This is a genomic window from Pseudomonas sp. LBUM1643 (genome assembly GCF_059716215.1).
In genome coordinates, this window is sequence record NZ_CP166813.1 from 148,715 (window position 1) to 171,110 (window position 22,396).

Consider the following 22,396-nt stretch of genomic DNA (forward strand, 5'->3'; position numbering starts at 1 on the left):
ACTCTCCGGGTGTCACGTTCAGTAGACTTCCATGGACCTGAAGGCATTGTTGCCAATCAGTCTGGACGCTCTTTCCTACAATAATAGTTACTACTTTGACGCTTTTTTTCGTCAATATTCTGTCTATATTTTTTGGCTATTAACCATATGCCAAACTATTGACCATGTGGCTGCCATCCTAAACAATCGCCCCGGTAATGTCACATTGATATTCGGGAGTCGGAGGGGGTCGAACCGTGTGATCCAGTACCCATTTTGGACTTTCCGACAAACGGTCGTTTGTCTTCTCGGGAATAGCTGTGGCTGCAGGTTTTGCAGTGATTCAGGACAACAAAATGCCAAATATTCAAACTGCGCATTTGCGTGGATCCGTTCCCGGGCATTTCCCTCGGTCGCACGTTTCGCATCATTTTGATCGGGGATGGACGTTGACCATTGCACGCAGATTTTCAGTCGCGGCGCATGTCGTTCATGTGCGCTAAACGATGTTTTCGACGGGTACGCGGCGTGTCTCGCAGCAACGCGTCAACAAACCGTGATCTGCGTGGATCAGAAACATTCAGTTATTTACTCAATACCGAATCAAGGCGACCATGGGCGAGTTGCTCAAGAGCCAGGGAGTGGTCGCACCGTTGGCATCCGTCGTGCAGAACGACGTGAAGCCAAAGGTCCAACTGCCCGGCATGAATTGAGCAGAACCTTAATTGTTCAATCGTCAGCCAAGAGTGCCGAGCGTGGAATCAGAAGTCAGTCGAGTTCATCTCATCCATGATCCACGCGCGTTGCATGACGATCCGTTGCTGGACGGTCTGCTAGCCCTTTGCACGCTACATCAAAAGCCTGCCAGTGCCGCGATGTTGACCACCGGTCTGCCGTTGCCCAAGCAGCGGCTGAGCGTCGAGTTGCTGCCACGTGCAGCCGCTCGCGCCGGTCTGCAAGGGCGGGTGCTGGTGCGCAAACTGGAGCAGATTCCAGAAATTGCGATGCCGGCGTTACTGCTGCTCAAGGATGGTCGCAGTGCGGTGCTGCTTGGCTGGCAAGGTGAAGACCAGGCCCGTCTGCTGCTCAGTGAAAGTGACGGCGGCGAAAGCCTCGTCAGTCGCGAGTTGCTGGCCGACGACTACATCGGCAAAGTCTTCTTCGCCCAGCCTCAGCATAAATTCGACGTCAATCACGGCACGCTGATCCCGCGCGCACGGTCGTGGTTCCGTGACACCCTCAAGCGCTCGCGCTGGCTGTATGCCGACGCCATCGCTGCCAGTTTCCTGATCAACATCATCGCCATGGCCGCGCCATTGTTCGTGATGAACGTCTATGACCGCGTGGTGCCCAACCAGGCCGAATCGACCTTGTGGGTCTTGGCCATCGGTATCACCGGCGCTTATTTTTTCGACCTGATCCTCAAAAGCCTGCGCAGTCTGTGCCTGGACCTGGCCGGCAAGAAAACCGACCTGATCATTTCGGCGACGCTGTTCGAGCGCATCGTCGGCATGTCGATGAAGTACCGCCCGGCCCGGGTCGGCAGCTTTGCCCAGAACATCCATGAGTTTCAGAGCCTGCGCGATTTCCTCGCGTCGCTGACTCTCACCAGCCTGATCGACTTGCCGTTTACGCTCCTGATCTTCCTGGTCATCGCGATCCTCGGCGGGCATCTGGTATGGATTCCGGTGTTGGCGTTTCCGATTGCCTTGTTGATTGGCTACGCGTTGCAGAAGCCGCTGGTGGCCACCATGGAACGCACCATGGCCCTGGGCGCCGAGCGTCAGTCGAGTCTGATCGAAACACTGGCCGGCCTCGACGCGGTGAAGGTCAACAACGCCGAGAGCGAGCGCCAGTATCAGTGGGAGCAGACCATCGGCACCCTCAGCCGCCTCGAGTTGCGGGTAAAAATGCTGTCTGGCCTGGCCATGAACATCACCTTGCTGATTCAGCAATTGGCCGGCGTGATCATGATTGTGTTCGGCGTGTACCAGATCATCGCCGGTAACCTGAGCATGGGCGGCCTGATCGCCTGTTACATGCTCAGTGGTCGCGCACTCAGCCCGCTGGCGTCGTTGTCCGGTCTACTGACCCGCTATCAGCAAGCCCGGGTCACCATGACCTCGGTCGACCAGATGATGGAGTTGCCGCAGGAGCGCAATTTTGAAGAGCGCCCTCTGAGCCGCAAGGTTCTGCAAGGTGGCATCGAATGCCGTCAGATGAACTTCACCTACCCGGATCAGCAGAATCCGGCGCTCAAAAACATCAACCTGATCATCAAGCCCGGCGAAAAAATCGGCATCATCGGTCGCAGTGGCTCGGGTAAAAGTTCGCTCGCCAAACTGGTCGTGGGCCTTTATCAGCCGGACGAAGGCGCGTTGTTGGTGGATGGCGTCGACATTCGTCAGATAGACGTCAGCGAACTGCGACACAACATCGGCTACGTGCCTCAGGACATCCAGTTGCTCGCCGGCAGCCTGCGCGACAACCTGGTCTCGGGTGCGCGTTACGTCGAAGACGAAATGGTTTTGCAAGCCGCTGAACTGGCCGGCGTGCACGAATTCGCCCGTCTGCACCCGCAAGGCTACGAGCTTCAGGTGGGCGAGCGTGGGCAGAACCTGTCCGGCGGTCAGCGCCAGAACGTCGCGCTGGCCCGTGCACTCTTGCTCAACCCGCCGATCCTGCTGCTCGACGAACCGACCAGCGCCATGGATAACACCGGTGAAGAACGCCTCAAGCAACGCCTCGCCGCAGTGATTGAAAACAAGACCGTAGTACTGGTGACGCACCGTGCGTCGCTGTTGTCGCTGGTCGATCGCCTGATCGTCATCGACCGTGGACAGATACTCGCCGATGGCCCGAAAGCTGTGGTGATGGAAGCATTGAAAAAGGGGCAGATCAGTGTTGCTTAAGTCCGGGGTCAAGGGTTCCATTCGCCGTTATTTCAAGGGCACCGATTCACTGCATGGCCAGCCACTTCCCGAGGTCAATAAAGCCCTCATTGAAGACGCGCCACGGGTGGTGCGGCTGACGATCTGGGCAATCATCGGCTTCTTTTTGTTCCTGATGCTGTGGGCCAACTTTGCGGTGATCGACGAAGTCACCAAGGGCGACGGCAAGGCGATCCCATCGTCGAAGATCCAGAAAATCCAGAACCTCGAAGGCGGTATCGTCTCTGAGCTGTTCGTCTCGGAAGGGCAGATCGTTGAGGCGGGTGCGCCGCTGATTCGCCTGGACGACACCCGATTCGCATCCAACGTAGGCGAGACCGAAGCCGATCGGCTGTCGATGTTGTTGCGAGTGGAGCGCCTGAGTGCCGAAGTGGACGACCGTCCGCTGAATTTCCCCGCTGACGTGCTGAAGGCCGTTCCTGGCCAGGCCGCCAGCGAAGAGTCGCTGTACATCAGCCGTCGTCAGCAGTTGCGTGATGAAATCGGTGGGTTGCAGGAGCAGTTGATCCAGCGTCAGCAGGAATTGCGCGAGTTCACCTCCAAGCAGTCCCAGTACCGCAACGGCCTGGCCTTGCAGCGCCAGGAGATCAATATGTCCGAGCCGTTGGTGGCTCAGGGCGCGGTATCGCCAGTCGAAGTGTTGCGCCTCAAGCGCGCCGAAGTTGAAACCCGTGGGCAGCTCGACGCCACCACCCTGGCGATCCCGCGGGCAGAATCGGCGATCAAGGAAGTGGCGCGCAAGATCGACGAAACCCGTGGCAAATTCCGCAGTGAAGCGCTGACTCAGCTCAATGAAGCACGCACCGACCTGAACAAGGCCCAGGCCACCGGCAGCGCACTGTCTGACCGTGTCAGCCGGACCCTGGTGACATCGCCCGTGCGTGGCATCGTCAACAAGTTGCTGGTGAACACCATTGGTGGCGTGATCCAGCCGGGCAGTGATCTGGTCGAAATCGTTCCTCTGGACGACACCTTGCTGGTAGAAGCGAAGATTCGTCCGCAAGACATCGCATTCCTGCATCCGGGACAAGAGGCGACGGTGAAATTTACCGCGTATGACTACACCATCTATGGCGGGCTGAAGGCCAAACTCGAGCAAATCGGTGCGGATACCATCACCGATGAAGACAAGAAAACCACCTACTACGTCATCAAGCTGCGTACCGATCGCAGCCATTTGGGGACGGATGAGAAACCGTTGCTGATCATTCCGGGGATGGTGGCGTCGGTGGATATCATTACCGGCAAGAAGACGGTTCTCAGCTATTTGCTGAAGCCGATTATCCGGGCGCGGGCTGAGGCTTTGCACGAACGGTAATGCTCGGTCACTCAGTCGGTGCTGATGGCCTCATCGCGAGCAGGCTCGCTCCTACAGGGACTCTGTGTTGATCACATAAACCCTGTAGGAGCGAGCCTGCTCGCGATGGCGGCCTCAAAACCCCCCTCATCAAAAACGCCATATCGTTATTCGCTAACGGTATTTAAATTCCAATTCTTATACCTATAAAGTCACTCCCCTGCGTACCTGCCGACCAATCGGCGCGCCGCACGACACGAACCAACACGGGACCTCCGTGAGTTTCTTGATCGACGCGCGCGCTCTTGAGCGTGCCGTGCGTGGGAGTGATTTTCTATGTCAGCCGTCTCCGCTTCTAACAGCATCGCGCCACAAACCTTCGACATTCGCCCGTTCACGGGTGCTGTCGGTGCCGAAATCATCGGCCTGGACCTGGCCCGCCCCATCAATGATCAGGATTTTGCCCGCATTCACCGCGCGCATCTGGATCATCACGTCGTGGTATTCCGCGACCAACGCATCACTCCGGAACAGCAAATCGACTTCAGCCGCCGCTTCGGCGTGCTGCAGATCCACGTGCTCAAGCAGTTCCTGCTGGCCGGGCACCCGGAAATTCTCATCGTCTCCAACATCATCGAGAACGGCCAATCCATCGGCCTCGGTGATGCCGGCAAATTCTGGCATTCCGACCTGTCCTATAAAGAACTCCCGAGCCTGGGCTCGATGCTGCACGCCCAGGAGCTGCCGTCCGAAGGCGGCGACACGCTGTTTGCCGACATGCACAAAGCCTGGGACAGCCTGCCGGATGCATTGCGTAAAGCGGTGAAAGGACGCTCCGCCGCGCACTCGTATACAGCGCGCTACAGCGAGACAAAATTCGAAGGCAACTGGCGTCCGACCCTGACGCCGGAGCAGCTCGCTCAAGTCGCCGAAGTGGTTCACCCCATCGTCCGCACGCACCCGGAAAACGGTCGCAAGGCGTTGTTTGTCAGCGAAGGGTTCACCACGCGAATCGTCGGTCTGCCGGAAGACGAGAGCAAGCAATTGCTCGATGAGCTCTACGCCCAAAGCGTGCTCGCGCAAAACATCTATCGCCATCAATGGCAGCCCCACGACCTGGTGTTCTGGGACAACCGCTCGCTGATCCACCTCGCCGCCGGATGCCCAAGCCATCTGCGCCGCAAGCTGTATCGCACGACCATCCAGGGCGATGCGCCTTTCTGATTTGCCGGAGAACACCATGTCCAAACGTCTTCCATTTGCACCCCTGGCCGCCGCCATCGGCCTGGGTTTCAGCTTGATCGCCGGTAGCCTGGTGGCTCCCAGTGTTGCCCGGGCCGAAGGGGAAATCCGCATCGCCGAACAGTTCGGCATTGTTTACCTGCTGCTCAACGTGGTGCGTGATCAGAACCTGATCGAGAAGTACGGCAAGCAGGAAGGCCTCGACATCAAGGTCGACTGGACTCAACTGTCTGGTGGCGCGGCCGTCAACGATGCGCTGCTGTCCGGTTCCATCGACATTGCTGGCGCCGGCGTCGGTCCGCTGCTGACCATTTGGGATCGCACCCACGGTAAGCAGAACGTCAAGGCTGTCGCCTCCCTCGGCAACTTCCCTTACTACCTGGTGAGCAATAATCCCAAGGTGAAAACCATCGCTGACTTTACCGAAAAGGACCGTATTGCGGTGCCCGCGGTCGGCGTCTCTGTGCAGTCGCGCTTCCTGCAATACGCGGCGGCCAAGCAATGGGGTGACAAGGAATTCAATCGCCTCGACAAGTACACCGTCGCACTGCCGCACCCTGATGCGACGGCTGCGTTGATCGCCGGCGGCACTGAATTGACTGGCCATTTCTCCAATCCGCCGTTCCAGGATCAGGCCCTGCAAAACCCCAATGTGCATGTGGTGCTGAACACCTATGACCTGCTCGGTCCGAACTCGCCGACCGTGCTGTTTGCCACCGAGAAATTCCGCAACGAGAACCCGAAAACCTACAAGGCATTCGTTGAAGCCCTGACCGAAGCGGCGCAGTTTGCCCAGAACGATAAAGGGGCTGCGGCCGATACTTACATCCGCGTGACCAAGGCGAAAATCGACCGCGCTGAATTGCTGAAGATCATTGATAACCCGCAGTTTGAATTCAGCGTCACGCCGAAAAATACCTACCCGCTCGCGGAGTTCCTCTACCGAGTCGGCGCGATCAAGAACAAACCGGATTCGTGGAAGGACTACTTCTTCCAGGACGCCAAACCTTTGCAGGGGAGCTGATCGACATGAACGCCCCTTTGCAAGGCCACACGGTCAGCAAACCGAACGCAACAGCCCAGGCGCTGCTGTCGGTCGACAAGGTCAGCCTCGAGTACCGCACGCCCCAGCGTGTGGTCCGGGCGACGCATCAAGTCAGTTTCGAGATCGATCCGGCGGACCGCTTTGTACTGCTCGGTCCGTCGGGCTGCGGTAAGTCCACGCTGCTGAAAGCCGTTGCCGGGTTCATTCAACCCTGTGAGGGCGAAATTCGGCTGCAAGGGCAAAACGTCCATGCACCGGGCCCGGACCGGATTGTGGTGTTCCAGGAATTCGATCAACTGCCACCGTGGAAAACCGTCAAACAGAACGTGATGTTCCCGCTGCTCGCCTCAAAGACCCTCAAGCGTAAAGAGGCTGAGGAGCGCGCGTTGCATTACCTGGACAAGGTCGGTCTGGCGGCGTTTGCCGATGCCTATCCGCACACCTTGTCCGGCGGCATGAAGGCACGGGTGGCCATCGCGCGGGCGTTGGCGATGCAGCCGAAAATCCTCCTGATGGATGAACCTTTCGCCGCGCTCGACGCCCTGACCCGACGCAAGATGCAGGAAGAACTGCTGCTGCTGTGGGAAGAAGTGCGATTCACGCTGCTGTTCGTCACTCACTCCATCGAAGAAGCGCTGGTGGTCGGCAATCGGATCCTGCTGCTGTCACCGCATCCGGGCCGCGTACGGGCGGAAGTCCACAGCCACCAATACGATTTGCACAGCCTTGGGGGTGTGGCGTTTCAGGAATCGGCACGACGGATTCATCGGCTGTTGTTCGACGAAGGCCAGTCAGCGGAAACCGAGCGCGAGCTGGATTTTTCCGACATCCGCATCGCTTATTGAGCCTATTGAGAGGAGTGCCCGATGAGCCTTTTATCATCCCCGCGCGAAGAGTTTGAAACAGACCTGCAGCCCCTGTTGAGCGTGCCAGTGGAGCGCGAACTGCCTTTGCGGCAGCGTCTTTGGCAACAGGGGTGGCTGCGCAAAAGCCTGATCCTGATATTGCTGGCGGTGCTGTGGGAAGTGGCCGCCCGATACACGAACAACGACCTGCTGCTGCCGAGTTTTCTGCAAACCGCCCGGGCACTGTATGACGGCCTGCTCAGCGGCGAGTTGCTGGGCAAGGTGTGGATTTCCCTGGTCGTTTTGCTCAAGGGTTACCTGATCGGCATCGTCCTGGCGTTCGCCCTGACCACGTTGGCGGTGTCGACCCAGTTTGGTCGCGATCTGCTGAGCACGCTGACGTCGATGTTCAACCCGCTGCCAGCGATTGCGCTGCTGCCGTTGGCGCTGCTGTGGTTCGGCCTGGGACAGAACAGCCTGATTTTTGTGCTGGTGCATTCGGTGTTGTGGGCCCTGGCGCTGAACACCTACGCCGGTTTTCTCGGCGTCTCGGAAACCCTGCGCATGGCCGGCCGCAACTACGGCCTCAAGGGCATGCGCTTCGTGCTGTTCATCCTCATCCCCGCCGCGCTGCCCTCGATCCTTGCCGGCCTGAAAATCGGCTGGGCTTTCGCCTGGCGCACATTGATCGCCGCTGAACTGGTGTTTGGCGCAACCAGCGGCAAGGGTGGGTTGGGCTGGTACATCTTTCAGAACCGCAACGAGCTGTACACCGACAAGGTGTTTGCCGGGCTGGCGGTGGTGATCCTGATTGGATTGCTGGTGGAGAATCTGGTGTTCGATACGCTGGAGCGGGTGACGGTGAAGCGGTGGGGGATGCAGCGGTGAAATGAGTAATCCTAGCGCGGGGCGGCTCTAGGATTGAGTAAAGGATCATCAAGCAAACCGCAAAAAACAAGAACGGCGTTACCCAGAATTCGCTTCGCCCGCCTTGTAAGAATTATTAATTACTCTGCCGCACTCTCGAAACGTCTGACAAAGTCGCTCCACGTGACCGGGGGACAAACCCAAATCCCCCAGCTGCTATTCCGTGTGGTAACACGGCTGGTGCCGGTGGTAAGGCTGCCGCTACTTGGCGTGTGTTCACAGGAGGAGGTCTGTTTACATGAAATCGTGGTTGTACCACATCGTTCGGAGGATTGAAGCTCATTCGGTTAACCGTAACGTATGAGGGGGGTTGCGAACTTGCAAAAGTGTCTGCATTCGAGAGGGCCATTGTTTCATTGTTAGGAGGTGGCGGGCCGTAAGGTGGCGTTGAGTTGCTCCCTATTATTCGCCGAGTCGAAGAACGTGTGCTTGATGAACCTGAATCTGAGCCTGATCTCGAACTGAATCCACCAACCTTGGAGAAGTCAGAGAAAAATGCACCGGGCCCTGTTAGAGCTGGGACTTCAAAAGAACGCTCCACTGGAAGGTGGCTGCTCGTCCTATCCCAGAAAGTCTGCTTGAACTGTTTAGCTGTTTGTATGTTGACTAAGATCCCTCCACCAGCCTTGGCCCGTCCGCTTCCTCCCCCTGAGGCAACAAATCCGCGGTCTCCAGAAAGAAATCGCTTCACTCCGAAAATTAAGTCAAAGAAACCGGGGCGGTGCCCCGTAGGGTCTGACCGATTCACCGGATCCCCAGCGCAATACATATAAGGATTCAGCCCGCCCGCCCCGAACGGGCTCCAGCTGTCCGGGCTATGAAAGCGCATCAATCGTGTGTTGTAGGCGCGGTAGCCGTTACCCAGCAAGTACCAACTGGTCTGTGCTTCGCGCAGTTCGCCGTTAAAGCCAAGCCGTGTCCTGACGTCCTGTTCCGCAGACTGACACCCGTAGGCGGAGTAGGCCATTTGATTGGGTTTTTGACCAAAGACTACTTCGGCAAGCACCGAATTTTTGTTATCGGTCGCCAGCAGGACGGTTCGTTGAGACTTCTTTTGATCACCAACATTTGTCGGGGGCATGGAGAAGCTTCCAAGTGAGTAGGTAAGGTCAATCCGTCCTTTGTTTTACTCGCCAGAGACGAAATTGAGAACTAGCAGAACTGATAGTCGTGTAGCACCGAACCCTGATCACCCAGGAACAATGCTTACTCGCGATGGGGCGAGACGGCACCTGAATGAACCGCGTAATCGTTCATCGCGAGCAAGCTTTGCTGCTACAGGAGGATACGCTGGTAACATTGCATCAGAATCAATCCTGATCAGCCAAGAGTGCTCAGCATGCAACTCCCGGACATGAATCTACTAATCGCCCTCGACGCCCTGCTCGACGAGGGCAGTGTGGTGGGTGCTGCGCGGCGGATGAATTTGAGCCCGGCGGCGATGAGCCGGACCTTGACCCGTATTCGTGAAGCGATCGGCGATCCGATTCTGGTGCGTGCCGGTCGCGGCCTGGTGCCCACACCCAAGGCGCTGGCGTTGCGTGAGCAGGTGCGCGATGTCGTGGAACAGGCGTCGTTGCTGTTTCGTTCCGCCGATGACGTGGATCTGGGCAGCTTGCGCCGGCGTTTCAGCATCCGGGCCAACGACTTTTTCGTGGGTGTCTATGGCGGCAAGCTGTTTGACACCATGGAGCGTCAGGCCCCGCATTGTGAATTGCGCTTTGTTCCCGAGGGCGATGGGGACGACGAAGCCTTGCGCGAAGGGCGCATCGACTTGAGCGTCAGCAACAACCGTCCGGTGATGCCAGAGGTGAAGGTGCAGAACCTCTTCGCCACTCACTTTGTCGGGTTGGTGCGCGAGGATCATCCGCTGTTCGATGACGAAATTACCGCGGAGCGTTACGCGGGGTTTTCCCATATCAGCATGTCTCGTCGCGGTATTGCTCGCGGTCCTATCGATTCGGCACTAAACGCCTTGGGGCTGGAGCGGCGGGTGGCGGTGATTGCGCCGAGTTTCCATGCAGCAATGTTTGCGTTGCCCGATTCGGATCTGATCCTGCCGGTGCCCAAAGAGGCGCTGTTGAGTGTCCGGCGCCTGGGCCTGAAGCTTCGTTCGTTCACCCTGCCGATCCCGTTGCCGACCATCATGCTGACCCAGGCCTGGCACCCGCGATTTGACAAGGACCCGGCGCATCGCTGGATGCGCGAAACCTTGAAGTCCTGCTGCGACGAAACGTGGCTGGCTGCGCAACCTTGAAGATCAAAAGATCGCAGCCTTCGGCAGCTCCTACATTTTGGGGTCAGACCATTTTGCGTACACCTGTAGGAGCTGCCGAAGGCTGCGATCTTTTGATCTGATAGTTGCGTGCAGCACACTTATAACCTGCCGATAAGTTGATTTTCGTCAGCACCCACACTTCTTAAAATGCCCCGGTATTCAATCCCGGAGCCTGCAGTACATGACTTCCCTCACGGTCTCGGCACCGCTTGCCACGGCCGCTGCCTCGCCGCCGGTATTCGGTCCGCGGATCATCATTGGCCTTGTAGGCGTGCTGATTGCGGTGCTGGTGTCAGGCCTCAACGAGATGGTCACCAAAGTGGCCCTGGCCGACATCCGTGGCGCATTGGCCATCGGCTACGACGAAGGCACCTGGCTGGTCGCCAGTTACACCGCGACCTCGGTGGCGGCCATGGCGTTCGCCCCCTGGTGTTCGGTGACATTCTCCCTGCGGCGGTTCACCCTCTGCGCCATCAGCGTTTTCACGCTGTTAGGCGTGCTCTGCCCATTCGCCCCGAACTACGAAAGCCTGCTGGTCATGCGCACGTTGCAGGGCCTGGCGGGGGGCGCACTGCCGCCGATGTTGATGACGGTCGCACTGCGTTTTTTACCGGCCAATGTGAAGCTCTACGGACTGGCGGGTTATGCCCTGACGGCAACGTTCGGCCCAGGCCTCGGCACACCGCTGGCCGGGCTATGGACCGAATATGTGGGCTGGCAATGGACGTTCTGGCAAATCATCGTGCCGTGTTTACTGGCAATGGTCGCGGTGGCTTACGGTTTGCCCCAGGACCCGCTGCGCCTGGAGCGTTTCAAACAGTTCAACTGGCGCGGCTTGCTTTTGGGTTTCCCCGCGATCTGCATGCTGGTGATCGCGATCTTGCAAGGCAATCGGCTGGACTGGTTCGAGTCGAGCCTGATCTGCGCATTGCTCGGTGGCGGTTCACTGCTGCTGGTGCTGTTTTTGATCAACGAATGGTCGCAGCCGATCCCTTTTTTCAAGATGCAGATGCTCGGTATCCGCAACCTGTCGTTCGCCTTGTTGACCCTTGCCGGCGTGCTGGTGGTGTTGCTGGCCGTGATCATCATTCCCTCAAGTTATCTGGCGCAAGTGCAGGGATACCGTCCGGTGCAGACCGCGCCGATCACGCTGCTGGCGGCGCTACCGCAGTTGATTGCACTGCCATTGGTGGCGGCGCTGTGCAACCTGCGTTGGGTTGATTGCCGCTGGGTACAGGGCATCGGGCTGAGCATGCTTGCACTCTCCTGCTTCGGCGGTTCGCAGCTGACCTCGGCGTGGATTCGCGATGATTTCTACGTGCTGCAGCTGCTGCAGATCTTCGGCCAGCCCATGGCGGTGTTGCCGCTATTGATGCTTGCCACTGGCAGCATCAGTCCGATGGAGGGGCCCTACGCTTCGGCCTGGTTCAACACCGTGAAAGGCCTGTCTGCAGTGATCGCTACCGGAGTGATCGAGGCGCTGACCACCGCACGGCTGCATTTTCACTCGACGATGTTGGTCGATCGCCTCGGTAACTCCCCGTGGGTGGACGGCGATAGCGCCGGGCTTGCTCACAGGCTGCACGAACAGGCCGTAGTGCTGACCGCATCGGATCTTTACCTGTGCATGGCCGGCATCGCACTCGCGCTGATCCTGTTGATTTTCTGGCTGCCGACGCGGGTTTATCCGCCCCGTGCGCCGATCTGAATGCTCCACTGAAACAGAAGGTTTTTATGACAACTCAATCCAGAAAAAAAGTGGCCATCGGCGTCGCCGGGGTGGTCGCCGTTGGCGTGTTGATCTGCGTGTTGGTGCCCGGTCTTTTCGGCAAGCGCACGCAGCAGAGCACCAATGACGCCTTTGTCTCGGCAGACTTCACCCTCGTGGTGCCTCGCGTTGCCGGGTTCATCAAGGAAGTGCTGGTGGAAGACAATCAGCAGGTCAAGGCCGGGCAATTGCTGGCGCTGATCGATGACCGGGATTTGCGCGCCGCGGCGCAAGCCGCCGATGCCGAAACACTGGTCGCCCGGGCTCAGTTGCAAAACGCCCGAGCGACGCTGGAGCGTCAGGCGTCAGTAATCGCTCAGGCACAAGCGACTGTCGTCTCTGCCAAGGCCGAAATGGCTTTCGCCGATCATGAATTGAACCGCTACAACCACCTCGCCGGTGTCGGCGCGGGTACGGTGCAGAACGCTCAGCAAGCCCGGACCCGCATCGATCAGGCCACCGCGCGGTTGGCTAATGCGACTGCGGTATTGGCGGCGGAACGTAAGCAAGTCGATATCCTCACCGCCCAGCGTGACGCGGCTGACGGCGGGCTTAAACGTGCGCAAGCGGCGTTGGAAATGGCCAGCTACGAGCTGTCTTACACACGCATCGTCGCACCTCAGGACGGCATGGTCGGCGAGCGTGCGGTGCGGGTCGGTGCGTACGTCACGCCGGGCAGCAAGATGTTGGCGGTGGTGCCGCTGGAGCAGGCGTATGTGGTGGCCAATTTCCAGGAAACCCAATTGGCTGACGTGCAAGCGGGGCAGAGCGTGCAGGTACTCGTCGACAGCCTCGATGGTCAGGCCCTGAAGGGGCGTGTCGAGAGCATCGCGCCGGCTACGGGCGTGACCTTTGCGTCGATCAAACCGGATAACGCGACCGGGAATTTCACCAAGGTTGTGCAGCGGATTCCGGTGAAAATCGTGCTCGATCCGGGTCAGCCATTGGCCGAGCGGCTGCGGGTGGGGATGTCGGTGGAGGCGAGTATTGATACTGCCGGTACCGACAAGCATGAGGTAGCGCAGCGATGAACAACAGCCACCACTTGCCCCTGTGGCGAGGGAGCTTGTCGAATCGTCGCACCGTCCCGCTCGAGTGCGCAGCGCTCGCCAATCTTGGGGCCGCTGCGCGACCCAGCGGGAGCAAGCTCCCTCGCCACAAGGTCTGCGTTCGCTCAATCGCATTTGTGCTGAGCTTGTCGTCGTTGAGCGCCTGCACTGTTGGCCCGGATTTCCAGAAACCACAGCCACAACAGATCGCCGAATGGTCAGTACCACAGAAAACCGCCGCCAGCCAAGCCATTGCTGAACCCATGGACGAACGCTGGTGGGACGTCTTCCACGACCCCAAACTTTCGGCCCTGACCCAGCGCGCCCTGACCGATAACCTCGACCTCAAACTCGCCAGCAGCCGTTTGCAGCAAAGCCGCGCGGCGCGTCAGGTGGTCACCGCCGAGCGCTATCCGAACACTGCCGCCACGGGCAGTTACGGGCGCGAACGCAATAGCGCGAAAGGCCTCAGTGACCCGTCAGGAAATAATGGCGACTCGGCGTTCAACCTGTGGAATGCCGGTTTCTCCGCGTCCTGGGAACTGGATTTCTGGGGACGTGTACGCCGCGAGACCGAAGCCGCCGACGCCACGCTCGAAGTCGCCGAAAACGACCGTCGCGGCGTACTCCTGTCGGTCCTTGCCGAAACCGCGCAGGACTACATCCAACTGCGTGGCGTGCAAAGCACTCGAGCAGTCACCGAGCAGAACCTCGATGTCGCTCGCCACAGTCTGAAGCTTTCACAGTTGCGCCTTGCCGACGGTGTTGCCACGGACCTGGATGTCGCTGAAGCCGCCGCGCAAGTTGCGGCCATCGAATCCCGTCTGCCGGCGCTTGAGCAGCGCCAGTCGCAGCTGATCAACGCGCTCAGCTTGTTGATGGGCGAACCGCCGCACGCGCTGTCCGTTGAGTTATCCACCGATGCGCCGGTGCCGCAAACCCCGCCTCAAATTGCTATTGGCCTGCCCTCGCAACTGGCCGAGCGTCGCCCTGACATCCGTCAGGCCGAAGCGCGCCTGCATGCCGCCACCGCGAACATCGGCGTGGCCAAGGGGGATTTTTATCCACGGATCACCTTGTCCGGCAACATTGGCTCCCAAGCCATGCAGCTCAGCGATTTAGGTTCCTGGGGCTCACGTGCCTTTGGCATCGGCCCGCAATTCAGCCTGCCGCTGTTCGACGGCGGACGCTTGCGTGGCGTGCTGAACCTGCGCGAAGCCCAGCAACAGGAAGCCGCCATCGCGTACCAACAAACCGTGTTGCGCGCCTGGCACGAAATCGACGACCAACTGAGCGATTTCAACGCCAGCCAACGGCGCCGGGACAGCCTCGCCGAAGCCGTGCGCCAGAACCAGATCGCACTCAGTACCGCACAACATCAATACGTGGAAGGCGTCGTCGATTTCGTCAACGTCCTCACCGTGCAAGGCGCATTGTTGGCGACGCAGGAACAGTGGGTAGAGAGCTCGACTGGCGTTTCATTGGCGATGGTCGGTTTGTACAAAGCGCTGGGCGGGGGATGGGAGTCGGTGTATCCGCTGGCGACGCAGCGTTGAGTGAAATGAGGTGAGTAGACGTAGGACGTGTCTTGATTTTTTTGTGTGGGCATTGTCAGTACGTTCGAGCGTTTAGCATCTCAGGCCAAATTTCTTACGATGACAACGCTCACATGACCGATGATCCGTACGCCACTCCTATCGCAAACCTGAAAAACGATGCGTCAGGCTCACCTGCTTTTTTTGTCGTAGCCAAACGCAAATTTTTGCTGATGTTCTTCCTGGGTGCCGGTTTTTATTTCACTTATTGGGTTTATAAAAACTGGAAGCTGCAGCGAGCCGCTGGCCATTTTGTTTTACCGCTGATACGCACCTTTTTCAGTTTGTTTTTTGTTTACTCGCTGTTCACCAGAGTTAATCAACGAATTATCGCGTCGCAGCGCCAATTTGACTGGTATCCACGAAGTATGGCTCTAGTCCTTCTCTTGCTCCCGGTGGCAAGTGTTTTATGGCAATGGCTGCTGAGCGTGAATCTGCTACTTGTGCTAATTCTTCTGGTTCTTTTAGTGCAGGCTTATTGTTATTCGCGGGCACAAGAAGCTATCAATTATGCGGAAAATGATCCTGAGGGGTTAAGCAACGCAACGCTCACTTGGGCCAATGGTTTTTGGATGGTGATGGGCGTCTCCGTCTGGGCTCTAACGGCTTACGTCTATTTTTTCTTTTTGAGGTTGTCACTCTTATCGTCAGTAAGCTAAAAGCACACCGCCTCAGCCATTGATCAATGTCGTTTTGCCAGTCGCTACGTAAAGTGTAATGATAATTGCTATCAATCACGCGCGTAGACCTCCCATGGACGCAACAACTGACGGCAACGATTCGATTCATCGTCTTTACCGCGATAACCATGGCTGGTTGCAAGGCTGGTTGCGTAAACGCCTGGGAGATCGCGAGCATGCGGCGGATGTGGCGCAGGATACGTTCCTGCGCTTGCTGGTGTCGGGGCGCTTGCCCGGTCCGCAGGAAAGTCGCAGCTACCTCGCGCAGATTGCCCGCAACCTGGTGATCGACCAGTGGCGGCGACTGCGAATCGAGCGCGCTTACCTGGAGAGCATCGCCCATCTGCCGGAGCCGGAATCACCCTCGCTGGAAACCCGGGCCTTGATCCTTGAAACGCTGACCCAGATCGATGCGATGCTCGATCGCATGCCGGATAACGTGCGCCAGGCCTTTGTGCTCTCGCAATTCGAAGGGCTGAGTTACGCGCAAATTGCCGAACGGCTCGGGGTTACCGTCAGCTCGGTGCAGAAGTACATGACCCGCGCGATCCTGGCCTGCTATCAACTGGTCTACGAATCATGAACCGCGTCCACGATGCTCCCATCGAGCCTGCCATCGTCGAGCAAGCCAGTGAATGGTTGATGCTGCACTGGGGCGGCGACCTGGATGCAGAAAAGCGTCAGGCCTTCACGCTTTGGCAGCAAGCCCATCCGGAACACAGCCGCGCCTGGCAGCGATTGCAGCAGTTGCAGGAAACCTTCGGCGCGGTGCCGGCCGGGCGTGCACGGGCCGTACTGCGCGATAGCCCTGATCCGCAGCGCCGCGCAGCCTTGAAGATGCTGGGCCTGCTACTGGTTGCCGGTGGCAGCGGCTATCTGCTGCGGAACCAGGTGTCCTGGCGCGCAACCCTTGCCGAACACCGCACTGCCACCGGCGAGATTCGCCACATGACCCTGAGCGACGGCACCCGGCTCGATCTCAACAGCAACAGTGCGATCGATCTGCGTTTTACCGCGCAAGAGCGCCGGATAAAGCTGATCCGGGGCGAAATTCTGCTTACCAGCGGAAACGACCCCGTCCGCCCATTGATCGTGGAAACCGCCAGCGGCGATGTCCAGGCATTGGGAACACGGTTCTCTGTGCGTGAAATGGACAACGGCGCGCTTGTCGAACTGTATGAAGGCCAGCTGCGCATCAGCCCTCGGCATGCAGCCCCGATGCTGATGAATGCGGGCAACAGCGTATGGTTCAGCGCCAATGGCACCGACCCGATGAAGCCTGCGAACCCGAACGGCAGCAGTTGGAGCCAGGGGCGCCTGGTGGCCGAGCGTCAGCCGCTGGGTCGGTTCCTGGCCGAGCTGGCGCGTTATCGACCGGGCTGGATTCGTTGCGATGACACGGTCTCGCACTTGCTGCTGACCGGGGTTTTTCCACTCGACAACACGGACACCGTCCTTGCCGCTCTCGAACGCACATTGCCCGTGCAGGTCGAGTCAGTGACCCGTTATTGGGTGACGGTGAAGCGCCGCGTCTGATATCCAAAAAAAAAATTTAAGAAGCGCTTGTCGGTTTTCATGCCCCGTCCGGGATACCTCTTGAAAGCAAATCAAGAAGCATTCTCATGGGGAGTTCCGGAATGCCACGTCATCCGACACAGACGTTTTTTCCGTTCAATGGCGTATTGCGCCGCGGCGTGTTCGCCACTTTGCTGGCCACCACGCCAATGCTGCCGAACCTGGCCTGGGCCGATGACGCCAGCGTGAGTCAGGCGCGCCAGTACAGTATCGCCGCCGGCAACCTCGATCAGGTTCTGAATCGTTTTGCCAGTGACGCGGGAATCCTGCTGTCGGTGGATGCGCAACTCACCGAGGGCAAGCGCAGCACCGGACTACAGGGGCGTTTCGATGTGGCCCAAGGGCTTGAACGGGTGCTCGCCGGCAGTGGCTTGCAGGCTGTCTACGCCCAAGGTGGCTGGTCATTGCAGCCCATCGCGCAAAGCGGTCCATTGCAACTGGGCGCCACGCGTGTGAGCGCTACCGAGGCGGTTGAAAATGCCTGGGGACCGGTCGACGGCATCGTTGCCAAGCGCAGCGCCACCGGCACCAAGACCGATGCAGCGCTGGTGGAAATTCCGCAAACCATCAATGTCGTTACCGCCGCCGAGATCAGTTCCCGTAGCGCGCAAAGCGTGACCGAAGCCCTGCGCTATACTCCGGGCATTACCGGTGGTGGCTTTTCCGACCGCGTGAAAATTTTCGATGAGCCGACGTCGCGAGGCTTCTCGCCTACGCCGCTTTACCTCGATGGATTACATCTGCCCTATGGCGGCGGCAGTACCGGTGGTGCGCTGCAAATCGAGCCCTACTCGCTGGAACGTATCGAGGTACTCAAAGGCCCGGCATCGGTGTTGTACGGACAGAATCAGCCCGGCGGTATCGTGAATCTGGTCAGTAAGCGTCCGACCGAAACCGCCTTGCGCCAAATCAAATTCGAGGCCGGCAGCTACGACCATAAAAGCGCTGCCATCGACCTCGGTGGTCCGCTCGATGACGAAGGCAAGTTTCTCTACCGCCTGACCGCGCTGGCCAACGACAGCAACGATGAGATCGACTATGTCGAGGAAAAACGCCAGTTCATTGCCCCCAGTTTCACCTGGCGTCCGAGTGAAGACACTAGCCTGACGCTGTTTGCCCAGTACCAGAAAGACAAAGGCGTTCCCGAAGCGCAGGGGCTTCCTGCCGTGGGCACGTTGTTCGATAACCCCAATGGCAAGATCGACCGCGACCTGTTCCTCGGTGAGCCCGACGTCAACGATTACCACCGTGAGCAGTACGCCTTCGGCTACGAGTTTTCCCATCGGCTGAATGACGTCTGGACCCTGAAGCAAAATGCGCGCTACGCACGGGTCAATGACCACTACACCGCGCCGCTGCATGGCTACCGGTTCGTCACCAACCCGATCACCGGGCAAAACGACCAGCGCTACCAGACTCGCTACGGCGTGGACTGGAAACAGGACAACAAAGTCTTCGGGGTGGATAACATTGCCCAGGCCGAGTTCGACACCGGCCCGTTCAGCCACACGGCGATCGTCGGGCTGGATTACTACCACTTCAATTCGAAATTCGACGGCCTGTACGACTACAACCCGCCGATCATCGACTTGTTCACACCGACCTACGGTCAGCCACTTAACTTCGGCAACAACTACCGCTGGGACAACACCATCACCCAGACCGGGTTGTACGCCCAGGATCAGATCAAGCTCGATCAGTGGGTTTTCGTCCTCGGCGGCCGCTATGACTGGGCCGAGACCGACAACAAGCAACCGCTGAGCGGCGCTCACACCAGTAGCAAGGATGAGAAATTTACCGGGCGCGGTGGCATCGTCTACCTGTTCGATAACGGCCTGGCGCCTTTCATCAGCTACTCGGAATCGTTCCTGCCGCTCAGCGGCACTAACGTGCAGGGCAAAGCCTTCGATCCTTCTACGGGCAAACAGTACGAGGCGGGCGTGAAATACCAACCGCCAGGGCAGAACAGTTTCGTGCAGATTTCCGCTTATGAACTGGAGCAGGAAAATATCCTGACCACCGACCTCGGCAACCCCGGGTTCAGCAATCAAAGCGGTGCCATTCGCTCCAAGGGCGTCGAGTTTGAAGCCAAGGCAGAGCTCACTGAAGCGCTGGATGTGATCGCCTCGGCATCGCGCAACGACATCAAATACACCAAGGACAACGACGGTCGCAAAGGCCGTCATCCTGCGGGCAATCCGCCGCTGACCGCCGCGCTTTGGGTCAATTACACGGTGCTCGGCGATACGCTATTGGCAGGCGTCGGTGCAGGGGTTGGCGCACGTTATGCCCGAGGCAGCTATGGCGATGACTACGAGGGCGCGTTTCAGATCGATTCATACACGGTGTACGACGCAAGTCTGACGTATGACCTGGGCATGTCGGCCTTCAAACTTAAAGGCGTGAAACTGGCGCTGAACGTAAAAAACCTCGCCGACAAGGAATACATCGCCAGTTGCGTCAGCCAATGGGATTGCTACTACGGGGATGGGCGAACGGTGGTGTCGAGCGTGAGTTACGACTGGTAAGTCGCGCTAACCCTGTGGCGAGGGAGCTTGCTCCCGCTGGGCTGCGCAGCAGTCCTTTTTTTGGGACCGTTTCGCGCCCGAGCGGGAGCAAGCTCCCTCGACACAAATGTGCATTTCTTTTTCACGGTTTCGACGACAAATCCGCCATGCCCTTGAGCAATTCGATGGGCAGTGGGAAGACAATGGTTGAACTCTTGTCCCCGGCAATCGAACTCAGCGTCTGCATGTAGCGCAACTGCATGGCACCTGGCTGACGGCCGAGCATTTCGGCCGCCTGCATGAGTTTTTCCGAGGCCTGTAATTCGCCTTCGGCATGGATGACTTTTGCCCGGCGTTCCCGCTCGGCTTCGGCTTGCTTGGCGATGGCGCGGACCATCGATTCGTTAAGGTCGACGTGCTTGATCTCCACATTGGCGACCTTGATGCCCCAGGCGTCGGTCTGGGCGTCGAGCACTTGCTGGATGTCGATGTTCAATCGTTCGCGTTCGGCCAGCAATTCATCCAGTTCATGTTTACCCAGCACCGCGCGCAACGTGGTCTGCGCCAATTGGCTGGTGGCCATGAGGAAGTCCTCGACCTGAATGATTGCCTTCTGTGGATCGAGGACACGGAAATACAGCACAGCGTTGACCTTGACCGACACGTTGTCGCGGGTGATCACGTCCTGGGGCGGCACATCGAGCACCACGGTACGCAGATCGACGCGAACCATCTGCTGGACCACCGGGATCAGCAGGATCAGACCGGGCCCCTTGACCTGCCAGAAGCGGCCGAGCTGGAACACCACGCCGCGTTCGTATTCGCGCAGGATGCGAAAGGTCGAACCCGCCAGTGCAATCAGCAACAGCAGCAGCGCGGCAAAACCCAATTGCAGGCCCATGACTATTCTCCTGGCGGTGCCGCGTCAGCCGCGGCGACTTGCAGCAGTAATCCCTTGCGCGCCACCACTCGCACACGTTGCCCCGGTTGCAGCGGTGTGGCGCTGAGTACTTGCCACTGTTCGCCTTGCAGGCGCACCCATCCGGTCAAGGCATTGCCGGCTTTTAATGAAGTGACCGGGGTGACGCTGCCAATCAGCCCGGCATCGCCACTGACGTTGTGGCGTGGTCGGGTTTTCAGGGCGTGGATCAGCAGGAAGATCAGCAGCAGCGCACTGACCAATCCCAGGCCGATCATTAACGGCACGGGCACATCGGTGTTGGTCAGGATCACTGCGCCGATCACGAACATCACAATGCCGCCCAGACCGATCACGCCGTAGTTGGGCAACGCCGCTTCAGCAATCAGAAACGCGATGCCAAAGACGATCAACCAGGCGCCGATCGGGTTGGGCACCAACAGCACAACCGGGTCCGCCGCGAAAGCTGATCCGCTCACGGCCAACAACAGTGCAACGGCACAACAACGGGTAATCACGTGACCCTCCGGGAGAGTCGTCAGGGGGCTCTGTATACAGTTTAGTCGAGGCGAGAGCTGTATGAATTTTGATCAGTTGCCGGCTGCGTTCCAGTGGGCAGATTTCCCGCGCGCTGGCCCAGGCGCGCCTAGACTTTTAAGGGAAAGAACGGGTTTAACCATCGTCCGCCGATCTTCATTGCGGACACCGAGGTGCATCATGCGTATGGCAAGAACCGTGCAGAGCAGCCTGGAAAAAGCCAACTGCGAATTTGACATCGTCACCCACCCTCACTCGGCCAGCAGCCTCGAAACGGCGCGGGTCGCGGGCATTCCTGCCGAACGGGTGGCCAAATCGGTGATCCTCGACGACCACCACGGTCATTACCTGATGGCTGTATTGCCAGCGAGCCGTCATCTGGACCTGAGCAAAGTGCGCGGCAGCGGCGAATGGCAGATCACCCGGGAAAGCACCCTGGCGCATCTGTTCAACGACTGTGAGCGTGGGGCAGTGCCGGCGCTGGGTGAATCCTACGGACTGGACATGGTCATCGACCCGCTGCTGACCCGGCAGAAAGACATCTACCTGGAGGCCGGCAACCACAACAATCTGTTGCACATGAGCATGCCGGAGTTTCTGAAAATGGTGCCGCATGCTGAGGTGTGCGAGCTGAGTCATTGAGGTTTGCGGCGTTAGTGATACCGCCTTCGCGGGCAAGCCACGCTCCCACAGGAAGTCGCGGTCCACTGTGGGAGCGTGGCTTGCCCGCGATTGACTGCGCAGCAGTCACCCATCCTTCAAATCATTCACAAGGAGCCCAACATGCAATCCCCAACCCACAGCCTCCCATCCTTGTTCAAACAACTCGGCCTGGACGATGACCCGGTCAGCATCGACCAATTCATCGCTACGCACTCACCACTTAAACCGGAGTTGCACTTGGCAGACGCGTTTTTCTGGACCGATAGCCAGGCGGAATTTTTGCGTGACGAAATACTCGACGACGCGGATTGGGCGGAGGTGGTGGATCAGTTGGATGTGTTGTTGAGGAAGGGGCGAGGTGTGTGAAGGGCTAGAGCCCGTCTAAGGGAAAAATGGCGTTCGATATCTTGGTGGCTGATACCTTGCCCTTCCAGTATCGATAACTGCGCTATTGCCACTTTTTTCTGCAAAAAGCTTCTGTATTCATCCTCCGATGGAGAATGCAGGTCATTGCCTGAATTCGAATAAAAAAAATCAGT

General features: G+C 58.6%; 19 protein-coding genes and 1 pseudogene. 17 read left to right on the top strand and 3 right to left on the bottom strand.

The features are described 5' to 3' along the window. Positions 1–542: 542 nt before the first annotated feature. The 7 genes and pseudogenes from ACA063_RS00615 to ACA063_RS00645 all read left to right on the top strand — a co-directional run. Positions 543–692 (top strand): annotated as a pseudogene (locus tag ACA063_RS00615) (TolC family outer membrane protein); the annotation flags it as partial. A 42-nt stretch (positions 693–734) separates the two neighbouring features. Continuing rightward, positions 735–2,891: a type I secretion system permease/ATPase gene (locus ACA063_RS00620; protein ID WP_497664393.1), complete on the top strand. Its 2,157-nt coding sequence runs from the start codon at positions 735–737 to the stop codon at positions 2,889–2,891. Then, positions 2,881–4,248 (top strand): HlyD family type I secretion periplasmic adaptor subunit, encoded by a 1,368-nt coding sequence (locus ACA063_RS00625; protein ID WP_162440961.1) that lies wholly within the window; start codon positions 2,881–2,883, stop codon positions 4,246–4,248. The genes ACA063_RS00620 and ACA063_RS00625 overlap by 11 nt, the downstream gene beginning before the upstream one ends. A gap of 315 nt (positions 4,249–4,563) precedes the next feature. Then, positions 4,564–5,451, top strand: a complete 888-nt coding sequence (locus ACA063_RS00630) for a TauD/TfdA dioxygenase family protein (protein ID WP_497664394.1) — start codon at positions 4,564–4,566, stop codon at positions 5,449–5,451. Between the two features lie 16 nt (positions 5,452–5,467). Beyond that, the gene (locus ACA063_RS00635; RefSeq protein WP_497664395.1) at positions 5,468–6,493 is read left to right on the top strand and encodes an ABC transporter substrate-binding protein; all 1,026 of its coding nucleotides are present in this window, start codon (positions 5,468–5,470) and stop codon (positions 6,491–6,493) included. Between the two features lie 5 nt (positions 6,494–6,498). Beyond that, positions 6,499–7,359, top strand: a complete 861-nt coding sequence (locus ACA063_RS00640; RefSeq protein ID WP_497664396.1) for an ABC transporter ATP-binding protein — start codon at positions 6,499–6,501, stop codon at positions 7,357–7,359. A gap of 21 nt (positions 7,360–7,380) precedes the next feature. After that, entirely contained in the window at positions 7,381–8,247 is an 867-nt protein-coding gene (locus tag ACA063_RS00645; protein WP_497664397.1) for an ABC transporter permease, read from the top strand. A 115-nt stretch (positions 8,248–8,362) separates the two neighbouring features. Here ACA063_RS00645 and ACA063_RS00650 read toward each other — a convergent pair whose 3' ends face one another. Next, positions 8,363–9,367 (bottom strand): RHS repeat-associated core domain-containing protein, encoded by a 1,005-nt coding sequence (locus ACA063_RS00650; protein ID WP_497664398.1) that lies wholly within the window; start codon positions 9,365–9,367, stop codon positions 8,363–8,365. 258 nt (positions 9,368–9,625) lie between these two features. Between ACA063_RS00650 and ACA063_RS00655 the strand changes: the two genes are divergently transcribed. The 8 genes from ACA063_RS00655 to ACA063_RS00690 all read left to right on the top strand — a co-directional run bounded on the left by ACA063_RS00655 (position 9,626) and on the right by ACA063_RS00690 (position 19,759). After that, the gene (locus tag ACA063_RS00655; RefSeq protein ID WP_497664399.1) at positions 9,626–10,543 is read left to right on the top strand and encodes a LysR family transcriptional regulator; all 918 of its coding nucleotides are present in this window, start codon (positions 9,626–9,628) and stop codon (positions 10,541–10,543) included. Positions 10,544–10,745: 202 nt separating this feature from the next. Then, positions 10,746–12,272, top strand: coding sequence for an MFS transporter (locus ACA063_RS00660; protein ID WP_497664400.1), 1,527 nt, complete (start codon positions 10,746–10,748; stop codon positions 12,270–12,272). Between the two features lie 26 nt (positions 12,273–12,298). Continuing rightward, positions 12,299–13,363, top strand: a complete 1,065-nt coding sequence (locus ACA063_RS00665) for an HlyD family secretion protein (RefSeq protein ID WP_497664401.1) — start codon at positions 12,299–12,301, stop codon at positions 13,361–13,363. Then, positions 13,360–14,937, top strand: a complete 1,578-nt coding sequence (locus ACA063_RS00670; RefSeq protein ID WP_497664402.1) for an efflux transporter outer membrane subunit — start codon at positions 13,360–13,362, stop codon at positions 14,935–14,937. Before ACA063_RS00665 ends, ACA063_RS00670 begins: the two co-directional genes overlap by 4 nt. Before the next feature lie 113 nt (positions 14,938–15,050). Then, entirely contained in the window at positions 15,051–15,635 is a 585-nt protein-coding gene (locus ACA063_RS00675) for a hypothetical protein (protein WP_497664403.1), read from the top strand. 94 nt (positions 15,636–15,729) lie between these two features. Next, positions 15,730–16,239, top strand: coding sequence for a sigma-70 family RNA polymerase sigma factor (locus tag ACA063_RS00680; RefSeq protein ID WP_497664404.1), 510 nt, complete (start codon positions 15,730–15,732; stop codon positions 16,237–16,239). Continuing rightward, the gene (locus ACA063_RS00685) at positions 16,236–17,192 is read left to right on the top strand and encodes a FecR domain-containing protein (protein WP_497664405.1); all 957 of its coding nucleotides are present in this window, start codon (positions 16,236–16,238) and stop codon (positions 17,190–17,192) included. The genes ACA063_RS00680 and ACA063_RS00685 overlap by 4 nt, the downstream gene beginning before the upstream one ends. 101 nt (positions 17,193–17,293) lie before the next feature. Then, the gene (locus ACA063_RS00690; RefSeq protein WP_497664406.1) at positions 17,294–19,759 is read left to right on the top strand and encodes a TonB-dependent siderophore receptor; all 2,466 of its coding nucleotides are present in this window, start codon (positions 17,294–17,296) and stop codon (positions 19,757–19,759) included. Positions 19,760–19,880: 121 nt separating this feature from the next. Here ACA063_RS00690 and ACA063_RS00695 read toward each other — a convergent pair whose 3' ends face one another. Together ACA063_RS00695 and ACA063_RS00700 are read right to left on the bottom strand one after the other, a co-directional pair. Next, positions 19,881–20,639, bottom strand: a complete 759-nt coding sequence (locus ACA063_RS00695; protein WP_162440859.1) for a slipin family protein — start codon at positions 20,637–20,639, stop codon at positions 19,881–19,883. A gap of 2 nt (positions 20,640–20,641) precedes the next feature. Further along, positions 20,642–21,175, bottom strand: a complete 534-nt coding sequence (locus tag ACA063_RS00700) for an NfeD family protein (protein ID WP_497664407.1) — start codon at positions 21,173–21,175, stop codon at positions 20,642–20,644. 199 nt (positions 21,176–21,374) lie between these two features. Between ACA063_RS00700 and ACA063_RS00705 the strand changes: the two genes are divergently transcribed. Next, positions 21,375–21,836 (top strand): aminoacyl-tRNA deacylase, encoded by a 462-nt coding sequence (locus tag ACA063_RS00705; protein WP_162440861.1) that lies wholly within the window; start codon positions 21,375–21,377, stop codon positions 21,834–21,836. 141 nt (positions 21,837–21,977) lie between these two features. Then, complete coding sequence (locus ACA063_RS00710) at positions 21,978–22,223, top strand: DUF2789 domain-containing protein (RefSeq protein ID WP_497664408.1); 246 nt, start codon at positions 21,978–21,980, stop codon at positions 22,221–22,223. Positions 22,224–22,396 lie beyond the last annotated feature (173 nt).